The following is a 17182-nucleotide window of genomic DNA, read 5'->3' on the forward strand; positions in this document are numbered from 1 at the left end:
CAACCGTCTGACTTTTGTATCGTACTTTTTGCGAAACAAACGTCGCTCACGTCATCGCGAAGTCACAAACGTTTTCGATAATTTTCTGGCCGAAAACGTTTACATCGCATGACTTCATGACCTCGACCATCAAGGATGTCGCTGCCCTCGCGGGCTTCTCGATCGCCACCGTCTCGCGTGCGATCAACGCCCCGCATACCGTCAGCCCCGCCACGCTGCAAACGATCCGCATCGCGATCGATACCCTGCAATTCCGCCCGAGCCCGCTCGGCCGGCAACTGCGCGGCGAGCGCACGCGGCTCGTCGGTGTCGTCGTGCCGACGTTGTCGAACCCCGTGTTCGCCGACTGCCTGCAAGGCATCGACGAACTCGCGACCGCGGCCGGCTTCAAGCTGATCCTGATGACGACCGAATACGACGCGGCGCGCGAGCGTCACGCGATCGAGACACTGCGCGAGCAGCGCGTCGAAGGGCTGATCCTCACCGTCGCCGATGCGGATACCCACCCGCTGCTCGACATGCTCGATCGCGACGGCCCGCACTACGTGCTGATGCACAACGACACGCAGCGCCGCCCGTCGGTATCGGTCGACAACCGCAGCGCCGCGTATGACGGCGTGCGGCTGCTGACCGCGCGCGGCCACCGCCGCGTGCTGATGCTGGCCGGTTCGCTCGCCGCATCGGATCGTGCGCGCCAGCGCCATCTCGGTTATGCGCAGGCACTCGAGGAAAGCGGCGTCGCCACGTTGCCGCCGGTCGAAGTCGACTTCAACGCGCCCGAGCTGCCCGATGCGGTGCTCGCCCATCTCACTGCGCACGCGACGCGCCCGACCGCCCTCTTCTGCAGCAACGACCTGCTCGCGATGGTCGTGATGCGCGGCCTGCGCCGTGCAGGCTTCTCGATCCCGGACGACCTGTCGGTGCTCGGCTTCGACGGGATCGCGATCGGCGAACTGCTCGCGCCGCCGCTCGCGAGCGTCGCGACGCCGAACCGCGACATCGGCCGCCACGCATGGCAGCGTCTCGTCGAGTGCATCGGCGGCGCAGCGATCGAGCGCACGTCGCTGATCCTGCCGCACGTGGTACGCGACGGCGCGACGGTCGCACCGCCGGCCACCGACCTGCAATTGCGCAAGGCCTGAACCCGCGCCGCCGCACACGTACACAAGCACACAACCACACCACCCCAGCGCCTCACCCTCGCCCGGAGACCTACCGTGTCCTTTCGCCTGACCTCGCTGCTGCGCGCGCTTGCAGCTCCCGTCGCCTGCGCCGCGCTCATCGCCGGCGCGCCCGCCGCCCATGCCGACGAAACGGCGATCTGCTACAACTGCCCGCCCGAATGGGCCGACTGGGCCGCGCAGATCGCGGCGATCAAGCAGAAGACCGGCATCCGCGTGCCGTTCGACAACAAGAACTCGGGCCAGTCGATCGCGCAGCTGATCGCCGAGCAGAAGAGCCCGGTCGCCGACGTCGTCTACCTCGGCGTGTCGTCGGCCTTCCAGGCGAAGGACAAGGGCGTGATCGCACCGTACAAGCCCGCGCACTGGAACGACATCCCCGCGAACCTGAAGGACCCGCAAGGCTACTGGTTCGCGATCCACTCGGGCACGCTCGGCTTCTTCGTGAACAAGGACGCGCTCGACGGCAAGCCGGTGCCGCGCTCGTGGGCCGATCTGCTGAAGCCCGAATACAAGGGCATGGTCGGCTATCTCGATCCGTCGAGCGCGTTCGTCGGCTACGCGGGCGCGGTCGCCGTGAACCAGGCGCTCGGCGGCAGCCTCGACAACTTCAAGCCGGCGCTCGACTGGTTCAAAAAGCTGAAGGCGAACGCGCCGATCGTGCCGAAGCAGACCGCGTATGCGCGCGTGCTGTCGGGTGAGATTCCGATCCTGCTCGACTACGACTTCGACGCATATCGCGCGAAGTACAAGGACAACGCGAACGTCGAGTTCGTGATTCCGAAAGAAGGCACGATCGCGGTGCCGTACGTGATGAGTCTCGTGAAGGGTGCCCCACACGACGCAAACGGCAAGAAGGTGCTCGACTTCGTACTGTCGGACGAAGGCCAGAAGCTGTGGGCCAACGCGTACCTGCGTCCGGTACGTGCGCAGACGCTCGGCGCCGACATCGCGTCGAAGTTCCTGCCGGCGAGCGAATATGCGCGTGCGAAATCGGTCGACTTCGGCAAGATGGCGGCCGGCCAGCAGGCATTCGGCCAGCAATACCTCCAGGTGATGCAGTAAGCGGCCGGACATCATCGATGCTTGACCTGACTTTCCCGCTACGCTGGCGCGTCGCGCTCGTCGCGCCGGCGCTCGCGGTGTTCGCCGCTTTCTGGCTGCTGCCGATGGCGGCACTCGTGCAGGTATCCGCCGACGGCGCGTTCTTCTCGAACTACGCGGCGCTGCTCGGCAATGCGCGCTACATGAGGAGCCTCGGCGAAACCGTCGCGCTGTCCGCGGGCGTCACGCTCGCGACGCTCGTGCTGTCGACGATCTCGGGCCTCCTGCTCGCACGCCGCGAATTCGCGGGCAAGCGCGTGCTGCTCGCGCTGCTCACGTTTCCGCTCGCGTTCCCGGGCGTCGTCGTCGGCTTCATGGTGATCATGCTCGCCGGCCGGCAGGGGCTGATCGGCATGCTGTCCGCGAAGCTCACCGGCGACAAGTGGGTATTCGCGTACTCGGTCGCGGGCCTGTTCATCGGCTACCTGTACTTCTCGATTCCGCGCGTGATCGTCACCGTGATCGCGGCGGCGTCGAAGCTCGACGCGTCGCTCGAGGAAGCCGCGCGCTCGCTCGGCGCATCGCCGTGGCGCATCTTCGTCGACATCGTGCTGCCCGCGCTCGCGCCGGGCCTGATCGCGGCCGGCGCGATCTGTTTCGCGACCGCGATGGGCGCGTTCGGCACCGCGTTCACGCTCGCCACCGACCTGAACGTGCTGCCGATGACGATCTATACCGAGTTCACGCTGAACGCGAACATCGCGACGGCGGCCGGCCTGTCGATCGTGCTCGGCATCGTCACCTGGGCCGTGCTCGCGCTCGCGCGCCGCTTCACCGGCCACACCGCCGCCGCCGCGGCCTGAGGATTCCCGCATGCAATCGCTTTCCGGCTCTTCCGCGCCGTCGCCGGCCCCCGCTCCCGCGCAGGCGAACGGCATCGCCCGCCGCGCGCCGCGCGTCACCGGCGCGCGCGCGATCGCCGCGCTGCAATGGGGCGTCACGCTGCTGCTGTGCGCGTTCCTGATCGTGCCCGTCGTGATGTCGGTGCTCGCGGGCCTCACCGTCAACTATTTCCGCGGCCTGTCGAGCGGGCTCACGCTGCGCTGGCTCGAACAGGTGTGGCAGCAATATCACGGCTCGGTCGCGCTGTCGCTCTACGTCGCGTTCGCGACGCTCGCGATCGTGCTCGTCGTCGGCGTGCCGGCCGGCTATGCGCTCGCGCGCAGCAAGAGCCGCGTCGCGCGCGCGATCGAGGAGGCGCTCGTGCTGCCGGTCGCGCTGCCGGGCCTTGCATCGGCGCTCGCGCTGCTGGTCGTGTATGGCGGCTTCACCGCGTTCCGGATGAGCCTGTGGTTCATCGTCGTCGGCCACGTCGTGTTCACGCTGCCGTTCATGGTGCGCGCGGTCGCGGCCGTCGCGGCCGGCGCCGACCTGCGCACGCTCGAGGAAGGTGCGGCCAGCCTCGGCGCGTCGTTCGTCACGCGCTTCGTCACGATCGTGCTGCCGAACCTGCGCCCCGGCATCGTCGCGGGTGCGCTCGCGGTGCTCACGCTGTCGATCGGCGAATTCAACCTCACGTGGATGCTGCATACGCCCGACACCAAGACGCTGCCGGTCGGGCTCGCCGATACGTATGCGTCGCTGCGCCTCGAAGTCGGCAGCGCGTACACGATCCTGTTCCTGCTGATGACGCTGCCGCTGCTCGTTGCGATGCAGTGGCTCGGCGTCGATCCGTCCGGCACGCGCGCGCTCAAGAAGCGCCCGCGCTGAATTTCTCGCAGACATGAAACTCGATTCCACCCCCATCACCCTGACCCGCTGCGCGAAGACGTTCCGCGGCACGCGCGTGCTCGAACCGCTCGACCTGTCGATCGGCGCGGGCGAAACGCTCGTGCTGCTCGGGCCGTCCGGCTGCGGCAAGACGACGACGCTGCGCCTGATCGCGGGCCTCGACACGCCGGACGCCGGCGGCACGATCGCGTTCGGCAATGACGACGTGACCCCGCTGCCGATCGAGCGCCGGCAGGTCGGCATGGTGTTCCAGAACTACGCGCTGTTTCCGAACCTGACGGTGCGCGGCAACGTCGGCTACGGGCTGAAGATCCGCAAGACCGAGTCGCGCGCGCTGCGCGAGCGCGTCGACGAGCTGCTCGCGATGATGCGGCTCGACGCGCATGCGGACAAGCCGATCGACCAGCTGTCGGGCGGCCAGCGCCAGCGCGTCGCGCTGGCCCGCGCGCTGGCGGTGCGGCCGCGCGTGCTGCTGCTCGACGAGCCGCTGACCGCACTCGACGCGAAGCTGCGCGACACGCTGCGTCGCGAGATGAATGCGCTGCTGCGCGAACTCGGCGTGACGACGGTCTATGTGACGCACGACCAGGCCGAAGCGATGGAGCTCGGCGACCGGATCGTCGTGATGGGCGCGGGCCGCATCGAGCAGATCGGCACGCCACGCGACATTTACTACCACCCGGCGAATCGCACGGTCGCGCAGTTCATCGGCACGCTGAACCGGCTCGCCGGGCAATGGCGCGATGGCACGCTGGTGACCACGGGCGGCGCGATCGCGACGCCGCACGCCGCCGACGAGTGGTTCTTCCGCCCCGAGGACGCACAACTCGCCGATCCCGCGCTTGCGCCGCTGCGCGGTGCCGTGAGTGCGTGCGCGTTCCTCGGCGAGCGCACGCGGCTCACGATCGAGCATGCGGCCCCCGACGCGCTCGTGATCGACGTGCCGGGCCGCATCGCGCTCGCACGCGGCACGGCGGTCGGCCTCACGATCGCACCGGAAGGCCTGATCGCGCTCGGCGCGTGATCCGTCGTTCGGGCATCATTCAGGCAGCACCCCACCGCGGCGCGCAACGACGCCGCGACAACATACAAACGATTCCGAGGAACGACGATGCTGCTTGCTCAAATCAGCGATCTCCACATCAAGCGTCCGGGACAGCTCGCGTACCGGCGCGTCGACACCGCGGCCGCGCTCGCGCGCTGCATCGAAAAACTGAATGCGCTCGTGCCGCGCCCCGACGCGGTGCTCGTCACCGGCGACCTGACCGATTTCGGCCACGATGAAGAGTACGGCAACCTGCGCGGGCTGCTCGCGGCGCTCGAGATTCCGTATTACCTGATGATCGGCAATCACGACGACCGCGCCGGGCTGCGCCGCGCGTTCGCCGATCGCGCCGAGCTGCACGACGGCGAATTCGTACAGTACGCGCTCGACGTCGGCACAGTGCGCGTGCTCGCGCTCGATTCGCAGGTGCCGGGCGCCAGCTACGGCGACCTGTGCGATGCACGGCTCGCCTGGCTCGCCGCGCAGCTCGACGCCGCGCGCGACCGGCCCGTGATCGTCGCGCTGCATCACCCGCCGTTCGCGTCGGGCATCGGCCACATGGACAAGCTGCGCCTCGCGCCCGCCGCTTCCGCGAAACTCGACGCGCTGCTGCGCGGCCATCCGAACGTCGAGCGCGTGCTGTGCGGCCACGTGCATCGCACGATGTTCACGCGCTTCGGCGGCACGCTCGCAGCCGCGGTGCCGTCGCCCGCGCACCAGGTCGCATTCGACCTGCGCACCGATGCGCCGTCCGCCTTCCGGCTCGAACCGCCGGCGTTCGCGGTCCATCGCTATGTGCCCGATGCGGGGATGACGTCGCATCACGTGTACGTCGATGAAGGCGCCGGGCCCTATCCGTTCTATGAACCGACGGGCGAGCTGGTCGACTGACGGGGTGAAGCACGCACGATGACGGGCGGCAGCAGCCGCCGCCCGGTTGCGCCGGTTTCGCCGATTTGCCCCTGTCCGGCAGGATTCACGTCGCTCCGGTATGATCGGCAGCCTTGACCGGCGCCCCGCGCGCCTGCGCACCCGACGCGTGCGCCCGCGCGCCGCGCCGCCCCACTTCCGTCCGCGCAGCCATGTCCACCGCCTCCACCGACCGTCCGACCGACGCCGCCTCACCCCACTATTCGCGCAGCCTGCTGTTGCTGCTAGCGACGATCGCGGGTGTGTCCGTCGCGAACATCTATTACAACCAGCCGCTGCTCGACAGCTTCCGCTCGGCGTTTCCCGACGGCGCATCCTGGATCGGCGCGGTGCCGACCGCGACGCAGCTCGGCTATGCGGCCGGCATGTTCCTGCTCGCGCCGCTCGGCGACCGCTTCGACCGCCGCGGGCTGATCCTGATGCAGATCGCCGGCCTGTCGATCGCGCTGATCGTCGCGGCCACCGCGCCGTCGCTGGCCGTGCTCGCCGTCGCGAGCCTCGCGATCGGCGTACTCGCGACCATTGCGCAACAGGCCGTGCCGTTCGCCGCCGAGATCGCGCCGCCGGCCGAACGCGGGCACGCGGTCGGCACCGTGATGAGCGGCCTGCTGCTCGGCATCCTGCTCGCGCGCACGGCCGCCGGCTTCGTCGCCGAGTATTTCGGCTGGCGCGCGGTGTTCGCCGCGTCGGTCGCGGCGCTCGTCGCGCTCGCCGCCGTGATCGTGCTGCGGCTGCCGCGCAGCTCGCCGACGTCGACGCTGCCGTACGGCAAGCTGCTCGGCTCGATGTGGCATCTGGCGGTCGAACTGCGCGGGCTGCGCGAGGCGTCGCTGACGGGCGCCGCGCTGTTCGCGGCATTCAGCGCGTTCTGGCCCGTGCTCACGCTGCTGCTCGCCGGCGCGCCGTTCCATCTCGGCCCGCAGGCAGCCGGCCTGTTCGGGATCGTCGGCGCGGCGGGTGCGCTCGCGGCGCCGTACGCGGGCCGCTTCGCGGACAAGCGCGGCCCGCGCGCGATCATCTCGCTCGCGATCGCGCTGCTCGCGCTGTCGTTCGTGATCTTTGCGTTGTCGGGTTCGAGCCTCGTCGGGCTCGTGATCGGCGTGATCGTGCTGGACGTCGGCGTGCAGGCCGCGCAGATCTCGAACCAGTCGCGCATCTATGCGCTGAAGCCCGAGGCGCGCAGCCGCGTCAACACGGTGTACATGGTGTGCTATTTCATCGGCGGCGCACTCGGCTCGTCAGCCGGCGTGGCTGCATGGCACACATTCGGCTGGATCGGCATGTGCGCGACCGGGCTGGTGTTCACCGCGCTCGCGGGCTGGTTCCACCACCGCGGCGGCCGGCACGACTGAGCGCGACCGGCCACGGCGGCATCACGCGTCGGCGCGGGGCGCCGTCGGTTCGGCGGCGGGCGGCGGCGCGAACGCGGGTTCCGGTTCGGCGATGGGCGGCATGGCGAACGCCGGTGCCGGATCAATGACCGCGGCGGGATCCATCACGGCAGCCGGCGTCGGCACGGCCAGCGGAACGGCCGAAGGCGCCAGGATCGGCGCCGCATCCGGCACCGCGATCTGTTCGGGCGCGGACGAAGCCTCCGCCGTCGACGCGGCCGCCACGGCCGCCGAACTGGCGGCCGCCGCGCGCGCCGCGGGGCGGCGCGCCGGATCGAACACGAACGACAGCCCGACGCTGCCGAGGATCGCGACGGTCGCGACCACGGTGGCCATCGTCACCGGCTCGCCAAGCAGCAGCGCACCGAGCGCGACCGCGACGATCGGGTTCACGTACATGCAGCTGCTCGCGATGATCGGGCTCGTGTGACGGATCAGGTAGCCGTACGCGACGTATGCGGCCATCGTGCAGAACACCATCAGGTACAGGAACGCGAACACCGGCCCCACCATCAGGTGCTCGACGCGCTCGCCGACCAGCCACGCGACGAGCGTCGAGATCATGCCGCCGAGGCCGATCTGCAGCGACGTGGACAGAAACAGGTCGGACGGCAGCTTGAGCCGCGTCGCGAGATGCGCGCCGCCGGCCCAGAACAGGGCGCCGGCCAGCACGCAGATCGTGCCGAGCGCCGAATTCTGCGCGGCCGCGCCGCCCGAATTCAGCACGACGATGCCGACCATCCCGAGCGCAACGGCCGACCACTCGCCTTTCGTGACCGGCCGCCCGGCGACCGCCGCGATCACGGTCGCGAACAGCGGCACCGTGGCCACCATCACCGCGGCCGAGCCGCTGCTGACCAGACTGATCCCGAGCGCGATCGTGCCGGACGACAGCGCGACGAGCATCGTGCCGACGATCCCCGCATTGCGGATTTCGAGCAGCGTCGGCCATTCGGGCTTGCGCCGCAGCGCGAAGATGAACAGGCCGATCCCACCGAGCAGGTTGCGCAGCCCCGACAGCAGCAGCGGCGGGAACGACTGCAGCGCGAAATGCAGGCCGCTGTAGGTCGAACCCCAGACGAAATAGATGAAGACGAGCGCCAGCGCCACGCGGCCGCCGCGGCTTTGCGGCAGGCGGATCCGGAACGAGAAGCGGGCGAAGAAATCGAGGAGACGGTCGAGCGGCGTCATCGTGCAGCCTGCCCGCACGTCACGCCGCGTGCTCCGCTGAAAGACGCCGGCGATGCCGGCAAGCGGCCCTGGCGGGACCGGGAAGGCAGAGCAAACGTGCGGAACGACATGGCAGTGCGAACGGCGACGAAAGAGAACCGGCAAGCGGCGGCAGAGGGACAAAAAAAACGCGCGCAACCGTTTCGGCTGCGCACGCTCGGCATTATGGCATCACGGATTCGAAAGCAACGTCAGACCTGTCTGAAAGCATCAGGAATGACGCATCCGCACGACAGTTCCTCCTGCGACGATGCGCTCCGAGCCCGCCGCACACCGGGCGCGCCGCCCCGGTTCGCGCGCCGGATTCGACGCGGGCCGCCATGCGTACGCGACGGTTCGTTGCGCCTCAAGTTAACAATCGCCGTTGCCGTTTACCTTTTTATAACCCTGAACGCAGTATGGATTTATCAGACATATCGGTTCGCGACCGGCGTTCAGGGATGGCGGGTTTCTCGTTTCGACATGGGTGACGGTGGATGAGCAAGCTGACAGGCACAATCAAATTCAAGATCGCGCTCGCATTCGGCGCGTGCTTTCTCGTGATGGTCGCGATCGGGCTGACGGGGGTCCGCGGACTCGCGAAGCTGAGTACGGACATGGACTCGATGTACGCGCTCGGTACCATCCCGGTCGAGGACCTGGCGACGACACACACCGCATCGCTGCAGATGCGCGTCGCGCTCGACCGGCTCGCCGCGCAAACGAACCCGGCCGACGCGAAGCAGATCGTCGATCGCATGCACGAATTCGACAAGAAGCTGACCGCCGCGTGGAACGACTACTACCCGGCCAAAGTAACCGCGGACGACGAGCGCAAGGTCGCCGACCAGATCGCGAGCCAGCTCGCCGCGTTCCGTTCGCTCTCCGACGCGACGCTCGCCGCCGCCGCGGGCGGCAATGCCGAGGCCGTCGGTGCGACGCTCGACAAGCTGCGCCCGGTCGGCGTCGCGCTGAGCGACGGCATCGACGCGGACATCGCGATCAACGTGGCGCAGGTGAAGGACGCCGCCACGCAAGGCAGCGATACGTTCCACCTGCTGCAGTGGGTGTCGTTCGGCGTGCTTGCCGTCGGCGTGGCGGTGGCGATCGGCGCGTGGTTCTATTTGCAGCGCGCAATCACGCAGCCGCTCGAAATCGCGATGACGGCTGCCCGGCGCATCGCGGACGGACGGCTCGAAAACCGGCTCGAGACCCGCTCGACGGACGAATTCGGCCGCCTGCTGAGCGCGCTGCGCCAGATGGACACGCAGCTCGCCGGCATCGTGCGCGGCATCAAGACGTCGAGCGAGTCGATCCTGGTCGCGTCGAAACAGATCGCGGCGGGCAACATGGACCTGTCGTCACGCACCGAGGAACAGGCCGCGTCGCTCGAGCAGACCGCGGCGAGCATGGACGAGCTGACCGCGACGGTCAAACAGAACGCGGAGAACGCGATCCAGGCGACGACGCTCGCGACGAACGCATCGCAGATCGCGGACAAGGGCGGCGAAGCGGTCGGGCAGATGCTCGCGACGATGACGGAGATCAGCACGAGCTCGACGAAGATCGCCGAGATCACCGGCCTGATCGAGAGCATCGCGTTCCAGACGAACATCCTCGCCTTGAACGCGGCCGTCGAGGCGGCCCGCGCCGGCGAACAGGGACGCGGCTTCGCCGTCGTCGCCGGCGAGGTGCGCAGCCTCGCGCAGCGCGCGTCGAGCGCCGCGAAGGAGATCAAGGATCTGATCCAGCGCTCGGCGACGACCGTCCGGGAAGGTTCGACGCAGGCCGAGGCAGTCGGCCGCACGATGAGCGAGATACAGCAGGCGATCCGCCGCGTCTCGGACATCAACGCGGAGATTGCCGCCGCATCCGACGAGCAGAGCCGCGGCATCGAACAGGTCAACGTGGCCGTCGGTCAGATGGACGAAGTCACGCAGCAGAATGCGGCGCTCGTCGAAGAAGCGTCAGCGGCAGCGCAGTCGCTCGAGCAGCAAGCGGCGGAGCAGAAGCGCGCGATCTCGGTGTTCAGGCTGTCCGGTGAAACGGGCGAACCCGGCGAGGCCGGCGCGATCGCGGCGGCCTCCGCCGCCGTGCGCAAGACGCAGCGCCCTGCCCCGCTCCGCGCGGTTGCCGGGCCGGCGCTGGCGGCGGCACGCACGTCCGCGCCGGCCGACTGGGAAACGTTCTGACGCGCGGCGCGGCACCGCTCACGATCCGCCGAACCAGTTGTACCCCTGGTCGACCCAGTAGCCGCCCGGAAACGTATCGGTCACGAAGATCTCCATGATGTGCTTCGGGTTCTTGTAGCCGAGCTTGGTCGGCATCCGCAGCTTCATCGGGAAGCCGAATTCCGGCGGCAGCCGGTGGCCGTCGTAGTCGAACGCGAGCAGCGTCTGCGGATGCAGCGCGGTCGGCATGTCGATGCTCTCGTAGTAATCATCTGCGCATTTGAAACCGACGTACTTAGCCCGCGTATCGGCGCCGGCACGCGCGAGAAACGCGCCGAACGGCGTGCCGCCCCAGCGGCCGATCGCGCTCCACCCTTCCACGCAGATATGCCGCGTGATCTGCTCCGCGTGCGGCAGCGCATACAGTTCGTCGAGCGTCCACACGCGCTTGCCCGTCACGCGGCCGGACAGCACGAGCCGATACGTCGACGCATCGACGTGCGGCACGTCGTCGATCCCGTAGTACGCGTTGAACGGGAACGGTCGCGTGATGTCCGCTTCGGTGTAGGTCGGCGCGAGCCGCTCGCCACTGAACAGCCAGGCCTGCACGCGGTCGTTCATGCGCGACACCGTCTCGAGGAACGTGTTGACCGACGCGTCGTCCTTCAGCGAGCAGCCGGTCAGCATCGTCAGGCCGCCGAGCGTCAGCACGCGCCGGTTGAACAGCCGCCGCGACGGCATCTCGAGCTCGCGGCGCACGTCGAGTTCGAGCGACTTCCGGTCGAGCGTCCAGCGCGAACCGTCGCGCTTGTTTTCGGATTCCGACATGATGATTTCCTTCACTCGAAGTTGACAGGTCAGCGCCCGCGCAGCATCGCGAGCAGCGAGCGCGGCACCAGCAGCGCCATCGCGACGTGAACGACAACGAATGCGACGAGCACCGACATCGCCCAGAAGTGCACGACACGCGCGTTGTCGTAGCCGCCGAACAATTCACGCAGCAGCGGGAATTGCACGGATTTCCAGATCGTGAGCCCCGACAGCACCAGCACGACGAGATCGACGATCGCGGTCAGGTATGCGGCTCGCTGCACCGCGTTGTAGACGCTCAGGTCGTCGTGCGACAGCCGCCCGCCCAACGCGGCACGGATGTCGCGCCAGATCGACGCCGGCGTGACGGGCAGCATCTTGCGCGCGAGGCGCCCCGTCGCGATCGACATCGCGAGGTAGAACAGCCCGTTGAAGACGAGCAGCCACATCGCCGCGAAATGCCATTGCAGCGCGCCGCCGAGCCAGCCGCCGATCGTGATCCCGTGCGGGAACGTGAACGGCGGATAGATCGGCGACGCGTCGTAGATGCGCCAGCCGGACAGCACCATCAGGATCGCCGCGAGCGCGTTGAGCCAGTGGCTCGCGCGCACCCACAGCGGATGGATCGGGCGCGCGGGCGGCGTGGCGGCCGCGCGCCCGGTGGCGGGAACGGTTTGCATGATGAAGACTCCCGGAATGAGTCAACGGGACGGGACGGGACGCGTTGCGGGCGGCCGCCGTGCGACGCACGCGCCGGCCGCGCCGCGTCCGCCTCCGTCAGTTCGACGGCGCCATCTTGTCGCCCGACGACTTGCCCATCTCGTCGTGCGACATCGCGTCCTTCTTCATCGCGTCTTTCTTCATCGCATGCTTCTTCATGCCGTCCTTCTTCATCGCGTCATGGCCCATCGCATCCTTGGCCATCGCGTCGTGGCCCATCGCGTCCTTCGACATCGACGAGCCCGGCTGCGACATCGCGTCGTTCTGCGCATACGCGCCCGTGGCGATCGTGGCGAAAGCGGCGACGCAAGCGGCAATCAGTACTTTTTTCATGACATCTCTCCAAAACAACATGGGTTTAAGGAGCCGAATAGACGGACGACGTCGCGGGAAATGACAGCCGCTGCGAAAATTTTTTTTGAGGTTGCGCGAAAGCGCGTCATGCTGCACCGCTTCGCCGTTGCCGGCCAAGCCGGGAGGCCATGCGGCGGCGACGCGCGCTGCCATTTCGACGGGCCACCGTACCGCCCGCCATGCTGCGGCCGCACCGGGGCAGCCGATCCTCTCCCGGTTGAAACCGCCGCCAAGCCAGTGTATCGTGTGCCCTGCTAACGCGGGGGTCCTGCAATGCGTCCGGTCAAACAATCGGCATTGCGGGTGAGAAATACCCTTTGAACCTGATCTGGATAATGCCAGCGCAGGGAAGCGTACGGATTTCGCCGCCATCCTTCTGACGAAATCCGCCGCCTCACCAAGCCTCGTCTCCTGCTTAGCTCGAGCCCCACATACGTCAAGGGCTCCGGGCAAGCGCCGACGCGCCTGTCCGGCGCTCACACAGGAGATTGCATGAACGCCAATCCGAAGTTTCTGTCCGCCGACGCTCATGTCGATGCCGCGGCCGTCGCCCCGCTGCCGAATTCCCGCAAGGTTTATGTAACCGGCTCTCAGCCCGACATCCGCGTGCCGATGCGTGAAATCACGCAGGCCGACACGCCGACCGGCTTCGGCGGCGAAAAGAATCCGCCGATCTACGTGTACGACACATCGGGCCCCTACACCGATCCGGACGCGAAGATCGACATCCGCGCGGGCCTGGCCGCGCTGCGCCAGGGCTGGATCGAGGCACGCGGCGACACCGAAGTGCTCGGCGGCCTGTCGAGCCAGTACGGCCTCGAGCGTGCGGCCGACCCGGCCACCGCCGACCTGCGGTTCCCGGGCCTGCACCGCAACCCGCGCCGCGCGCAGGCCGGCAAGAACGTCACGCAGATGCACTATGCGCGTCAGGGCATCATCACGCCGGAAATGGAATACATCGCGATCCGCGAGAACCAGCGCCGTGCCGAGTACCTCGAGAGCCTGAAGGCCAGCGGCCCGAACGGCGCGAAGCTCGCCGCGATGATGGGCCGCCAGCACCCGGGCCAGGCGTTCGGCGCCGCAGCCTTCGGCGCGAACGCACCGGCCGAGATCACGCCGGAATTCGTGCGCTCGGAAGTGGCGTGCGGCCGCGCGATCATCCCCGCGAACATCAACCACCCGGAATCCGAGCCGATGATCATCGGCCGCAACTTCCTCGTGAAGATCAACGCGAACATCGGCAACTCGGCCGTCACGTCGTCGATCGGCGAGGAAGTCGACAAGATGACGTGGGCGATCCGCTGGGGCGGCGACACGGTGATGGACCTGTCGACCGGCAAGCACATCCATGAAACGCGCGAGTGGATCATCCGCAACAGCCCGGTGCCGATCGGCACGGTGCCGATCTACCAGGCGCTGGAAAAGGTCAACGGCAAGGCCGAGGACCTGACCTGGGAAATCTTCCGCGACACGCTGATCGAACAGGCCGAGCAAGGCGTCGACTACTTCACGATCCACGCGGGCGTGCGCCTGCAGTACGTGCCGCTCACCGCGAACCGGATGACCGGCATCGTGTCGCGCGGCGGCTCGATCATGGCGAAGTGGTGCCTCGCGCATCACAAGGAAAGCTTCCTGTACGAACACTTCGAAGAGATCTGCGAGATCATGAAGGCGTACGACGTGAGCTTCTCGCTCGGCGACGGCCTGCGTCCCGGCTCGATCTACGACGCGAACGACGAAGCGCAGCTCGGCGAACTGAAGACGCTCGGCGAACTCACGCAGATCGCGTGGAAGCATGACGTGCAGGTGATGATCGAAGGCCCCGGCCACGTGCCGATGCAGCTGATCAAGGAGAACATGGATCTCCAGCTCGACTGGTGCAAGGAAGCGCCGTTCTACACGCTCGGGCCGCTGACCACCGACATCGCACCGGGCTACGACCACATCACGTCCGGCATCGGCGCCGCGATGATCGGCTGGTTCGGCACCGCGATGCTGTGCTACGTGACGCCGAAGGAGCACCTGGGCCTGCCGAACAAGGACGACGTGAAGGAAGGCATCATCACGTACAAGCTCGCCGCGCACGCCGCCGATCTCGCGAAGGGCCACCCGGGCGCGCAGGTGCGCGACAACGCGCTGTCGAAAGCACGCTTCGAATTCCGCTGGGAAGACCAGTTCAACATCGGTCTCGATCCGGACAAGGCGCGCGAATTCCACGACGAGACGCTGCCGAAGGATTCGGCGAAGGTCGCGCACTTCTGCTCGATGTGCGGCCCGCACTTCTGCTCGATGAAGATCACGCAGGACGTGCGCGAGTTCGCCGCGCAGCAGGGCGTGTCGGAAACCGAAGCGCTGAAGAAGGGGATGGAAGTCAAGGCGGTCGAGTTCGTCAAGACCGGCGCCGAGATCTATCACCGTCAGTAAGCGAACGCGCGGTCCGGCGATCCCCGCCGGATCGCCTCGCCATGCACGAAGCCCGCTTTCGAGCGGGCTTTTTTGCGCATGCCGCGTGCCCGCCGGCGCATGGGTAAACCACCGGAAACAATTCATTACGAAACCGCGCGAGCCTTAACAAGTCCTTACAGCAGCGTCGGGGGACGGCGCGTAGATTGGGTTCATGCGCGGCCGCCGGCCGGTCGCGTGTCCTCTGTTCACAACCGCAAGGACAACGATCATGAATTCGATACGGCGTATTGGGGTATGCGCGCTGCTCGTCGCGACCGTGGCCAGCCTGTCGGCCTGTGACTCGATGACGAGACGCCAGCGCGACACGGCAATCGGTGCGGGTGTCGGCGGCGTCGCCGGCGCGGCGATCGGCGGCAGTGCACTGTCGACGCTGGGCGGCGCGGCGGCCGGCGGCATCATCGGCAACCAGGTCGGCAAGTAAGCGGCGCAGCGCGCCGCGACGGCCAGCCAGACGGCGTTTTCGCGGTGCGGAAGCGCCGTTTTCGCATGCGGCGCCGCAACGTGACCGGCAGCCTGCGCGGAAATGATCCGTTACCGTTTTGCACACCGTGTCATCGGTGCACGGCCTAAGCTTAAGCATCTGCCGATTGCCGGCTCCGCCGGAGAGACATCATGAACAGGACCCTCGTCGCCGCAGCGCTCGCCTGCGTGACGCTCGCCGGCTGCTACTACCCGTACGGCTACTATCCTGGCGGCTATTACGCGGCGGCTCCCGTGCAGCCGGCTCCCGTCTACGTCGATCCGGGCCCCGCCTATTACTATCCGGCACCGGCCTATGCACCCGCGTGGGGCGGCTATTGGGGACCGGCGGTATCGCTCAATTTCGGCTTCGGCGGACGCGGCGGCTGGCACCATCACTGATCGGGCACGACCGCCGGCAGGCGGCCGTCCCGCGCCGGGAACCGGCGACATTCCCGTTTCTTGCCATTTCATCGAAACGTGAAACGACGGCGCGGTAACGCGGTGTAAGATTCTTCGCATCCGTTCCTCGCCCTTCACGATCGATGTCTCCCAAGAACGCCCTTTTGCTGACCGTGCTCGCTGCCCTGTGGGGTGCGTCGTTCCTGTTTATCCGGATCGGCGTCGTCGATCTCGGCGTCGCGCCGCTGATGGCGTTGCGGGTGGGCATCGGCGCACTGTTTCTCGCCGGCTTCGCGCTGACGCGCTTCAAACCCGCCGATCTCGGCGCCCGGCTGCGCCGTCATGCGTGGCCGTTGTTCGTCGTCGGCGCGCTGAACTCGGGCATCCCGTTCTGCCTGTTCGCGTTCGCCGAACTGACGCTGTCGGCCGGCGTGACGTCGGTGATCAACGCGACGACGCCGCTCTGGGGTGCGCTCGTGGCCTACCTGTGGCTGAAGGACAAGCTGTCGCTGCCGCGCGCACTCGGCCTCGTGATCGGTTTCGCCGGCGTGCTCACGCTCGTGTGGAACCAGATCGCGAATGCTCATGGCGAAACGGGCGCCACTGCGACCGCGCTCGCCGCCGCCGCGGCGCTCGGCGCGACGCTGCTGTACGGCATTGCGGCCAACTACACGAAGCGCAAACTCACCGGTGTCGATCCGCTCGTCAACGCGACCGGCAGCATGATCGGCTCGACCATCCTGCTGCTGCCGTTCGCGATCGCCACGTGGCCGGCCGCGCCGGTCAGCGCGCACGCGTGGGGCTCGGTGCTCGCGCTCGGCTTCGCGTGTACGGGCGTCGCGTATTTCATCTACTTTTACCTGATCGCGCATGTCGGCCCCGCCCGCGCGATTACCGTGACGTTCGTGATCCCCGTGTTCGGCCTGCTGTGGGGCGCGCTGTTCCTCGGCGAGCACGTGACGGCCGTGATGATCGAAGGCTGCGCGATCGTACTCGTCGGCACCGCGCTCGCAACCGGCGTGATCAAGCGGATTCCCGGGATCCGGCCGCGCAGCGGCGAAGCGACCTGACGATACATTCGGGCGCACGCGCCGCCATCGGCCGGGCCGCGATGCCTGACGACCGGGCGCCGACTGTTCATCGCCGCGCCGCGGATGGCGCCGCAGCGCGGCCGGCATTCCTCTGACGGCGACCGTCGCTCGCCCATTC

The 17182-nt window shown here is 67.9% G+C and carries 17 protein-coding genes and 1 riboswitch; of the genes, 13 read left to right on the plus strand and 4 right to left on the minus strand.

The genetic code is table 11. The annotated features are described in order from the left end of the window. Positions 1 to 116: 116 nt before the first annotated feature. The 7 genes from BDI24065_RS20915 to BDI24065_RS20945 all read left to right on the plus strand — a co-directional run bounded on the left by BDI24065_RS20915 (position 117) and on the right by BDI24065_RS20945 (position 7343). Positions 117 to 1142: a LacI family DNA-binding transcriptional regulator gene (locus tag BDI24065_RS20915; protein WP_175032875.1), complete on the plus strand. Its 1026-nt coding sequence runs from the start codon at positions 117 to 119 to the stop codon at positions 1140 to 1142. A 75-nt stretch (positions 1143 to 1217) separates the two neighbouring features. Beyond that, positions 1218 to 2246, plus strand: a complete 1029-nt coding sequence (locus BDI24065_RS20920; RefSeq protein ID WP_175032876.1) for an ABC transporter substrate-binding protein — start codon at positions 1218 to 1220, stop codon at positions 2244 to 2246. Positions 2247 to 2263: 17 nt separating this feature from the next. Beyond that, positions 2264 to 3088, plus strand: coding sequence for an ABC transporter permease (locus tag BDI24065_RS20925; RefSeq protein ID WP_175032877.1), 825 nt, complete (start codon positions 2264 to 2266; stop codon positions 3086 to 3088). 10 nt (positions 3089 to 3098) lie between these two features. Next, positions 3099 to 3995 carry an ABC transporter permease gene (locus BDI24065_RS20930; RefSeq protein ID WP_175032878.1) on the plus strand — a complete coding sequence of 299 codons (897 nt, stop codon included), beginning with the start codon at positions 3099 to 3101 and terminating at the stop codon, positions 3993 to 3995. A gap of 13 nt (positions 3996 to 4008) precedes the next feature. After that, a complete protein-coding gene (locus tag BDI24065_RS20935; protein WP_175032879.1) occupies positions 4009 to 5040 on the plus strand; it encodes an ABC transporter ATP-binding protein in 1032 nt (343 codons plus the stop codon). An 87-nt stretch (positions 5041 to 5127) separates the two neighbouring features. Then, on the plus strand, positions 5128 to 5952 hold the full coding sequence (locus BDI24065_RS20940) for a phosphodiesterase (protein ID WP_175032880.1): 825 nt from the start codon (positions 5128 to 5130) through the stop codon (positions 5950 to 5952). 191 nt (positions 5953 to 6143) lie between these two features. Next, positions 6144 to 7343, plus strand: coding sequence for an MFS transporter (locus tag BDI24065_RS20945; RefSeq protein WP_175032881.1), 1200 nt, complete (start codon positions 6144 to 6146; stop codon positions 7341 to 7343). Positions 7344 to 7364: 21 nt separating this feature from the next. Here BDI24065_RS20945 and BDI24065_RS20950 read toward each other — a convergent pair whose 3' ends face one another. Continuing rightward, positions 7365 to 8573 carry an EamA family transporter gene (locus BDI24065_RS20950; RefSeq protein ID WP_175032882.1) on the minus strand — a complete coding sequence of 403 codons (1209 nt, stop codon included), beginning with the start codon at positions 8571 to 8573 and terminating at the stop codon, positions 7365 to 7367. 108 nt (positions 8574 to 8681) lie between these two features. Between BDI24065_RS20950 and BDI24065_RS20955 the strand changes: the two genes are divergently transcribed. Beyond that, entirely contained in the window at positions 8682 to 9092 is a 411-nt protein-coding gene (locus tag BDI24065_RS20955) for a hypothetical protein (RefSeq protein WP_175032835.1), read from the plus strand. Next, entirely contained in the window at positions 9089 to 10783 is a 1695-nt protein-coding gene (locus BDI24065_RS41395; RefSeq protein WP_175032883.1) for a methyl-accepting chemotaxis protein, read from the plus strand. The genes BDI24065_RS20955 and BDI24065_RS41395 overlap by 4 nt, the downstream gene beginning before the upstream one ends. Before the next feature lie 18 nt (positions 10784 to 10801). Here the strand turns inward: BDI24065_RS41395 and BDI24065_RS20965 are convergent, their stop codons facing one another. From BDI24065_RS20965 to BDI24065_RS20975, 3 genes are all read right to left on the minus strand, one after another. Beyond that, positions 10802 to 11590, minus strand: coding sequence for a molybdopterin-dependent oxidoreductase (locus tag BDI24065_RS20965; protein ID WP_175032884.1), 789 nt, complete (start codon positions 11588 to 11590; stop codon positions 10802 to 10804). 29 nt (positions 11591 to 11619) lie between these two features. Further along, a complete protein-coding gene (locus BDI24065_RS20970) occupies positions 11620 to 12252 on the minus strand; it encodes a cytochrome b/b6 domain-containing protein (RefSeq protein WP_175032885.1) in 633 nt (210 codons plus the stop codon). 97 nt (positions 12253 to 12349) lie between these two features. After that, on the minus strand, positions 12350 to 12625 hold the full coding sequence (locus BDI24065_RS20975; RefSeq protein WP_175032886.1) for a pentapeptide MXKDX repeat protein: 276 nt from the start codon (positions 12623 to 12625) through the stop codon (positions 12350 to 12352). Between the two features lie 272 nt (positions 12626 to 12897). Continuing rightward, positions 12898 to 13014, plus strand: a riboswitch (TPP riboswitch). 124 nt (positions 13015 to 13138) lie between these two features. Here BDI24065_RS20975 and thiC point away from each other — a divergent pair. From thiC to BDI24065_RS20995, 4 genes are all read left to right on the plus strand, one after another. Next, the gene (thiC, locus tag BDI24065_RS20980) at positions 13139 to 15070 is read left to right on the plus strand and encodes a phosphomethylpyrimidine synthase ThiC (RefSeq protein ID WP_048024440.1); all 1932 of its coding nucleotides are present in this window, start codon (positions 13139 to 13141) and stop codon (positions 15068 to 15070) included. Between the two features lie 250 nt (positions 15071 to 15320). After that, on the plus strand, positions 15321 to 15533 hold the full coding sequence (locus BDI24065_RS20985) for a glycine zipper 2TM domain-containing protein (protein ID WP_043182137.1): 213 nt from the start codon (positions 15321 to 15323) through the stop codon (positions 15531 to 15533). Positions 15534 to 15724: 191 nt separating this feature from the next. Next, on the plus strand, positions 15725 to 15973 hold the full coding sequence (locus tag BDI24065_RS20990; protein ID WP_175032887.1) for a hypothetical protein: 249 nt from the start codon (positions 15725 to 15727) through the stop codon (positions 15971 to 15973). Between the two features lie 143 nt (positions 15974 to 16116). Beyond that, the gene (locus tag BDI24065_RS20995; protein ID WP_175032888.1) at positions 16117 to 17043 is read left to right on the plus strand and encodes a DMT family transporter; all 927 of its coding nucleotides are present in this window, start codon (positions 16117 to 16119) and stop codon (positions 17041 to 17043) included. The last annotated feature ends 139 nt before the right edge of the window (positions 17044 to 17182 follow it).

Origin of the sequence: Burkholderia lata (assembly GCF_902499025.1) — a bacterium.
GTDB classification, from domain to species: Bacteria; Pseudomonadota; Gammaproteobacteria; order Burkholderiales; family Burkholderiaceae; genus Burkholderia; species Burkholderia lata_C.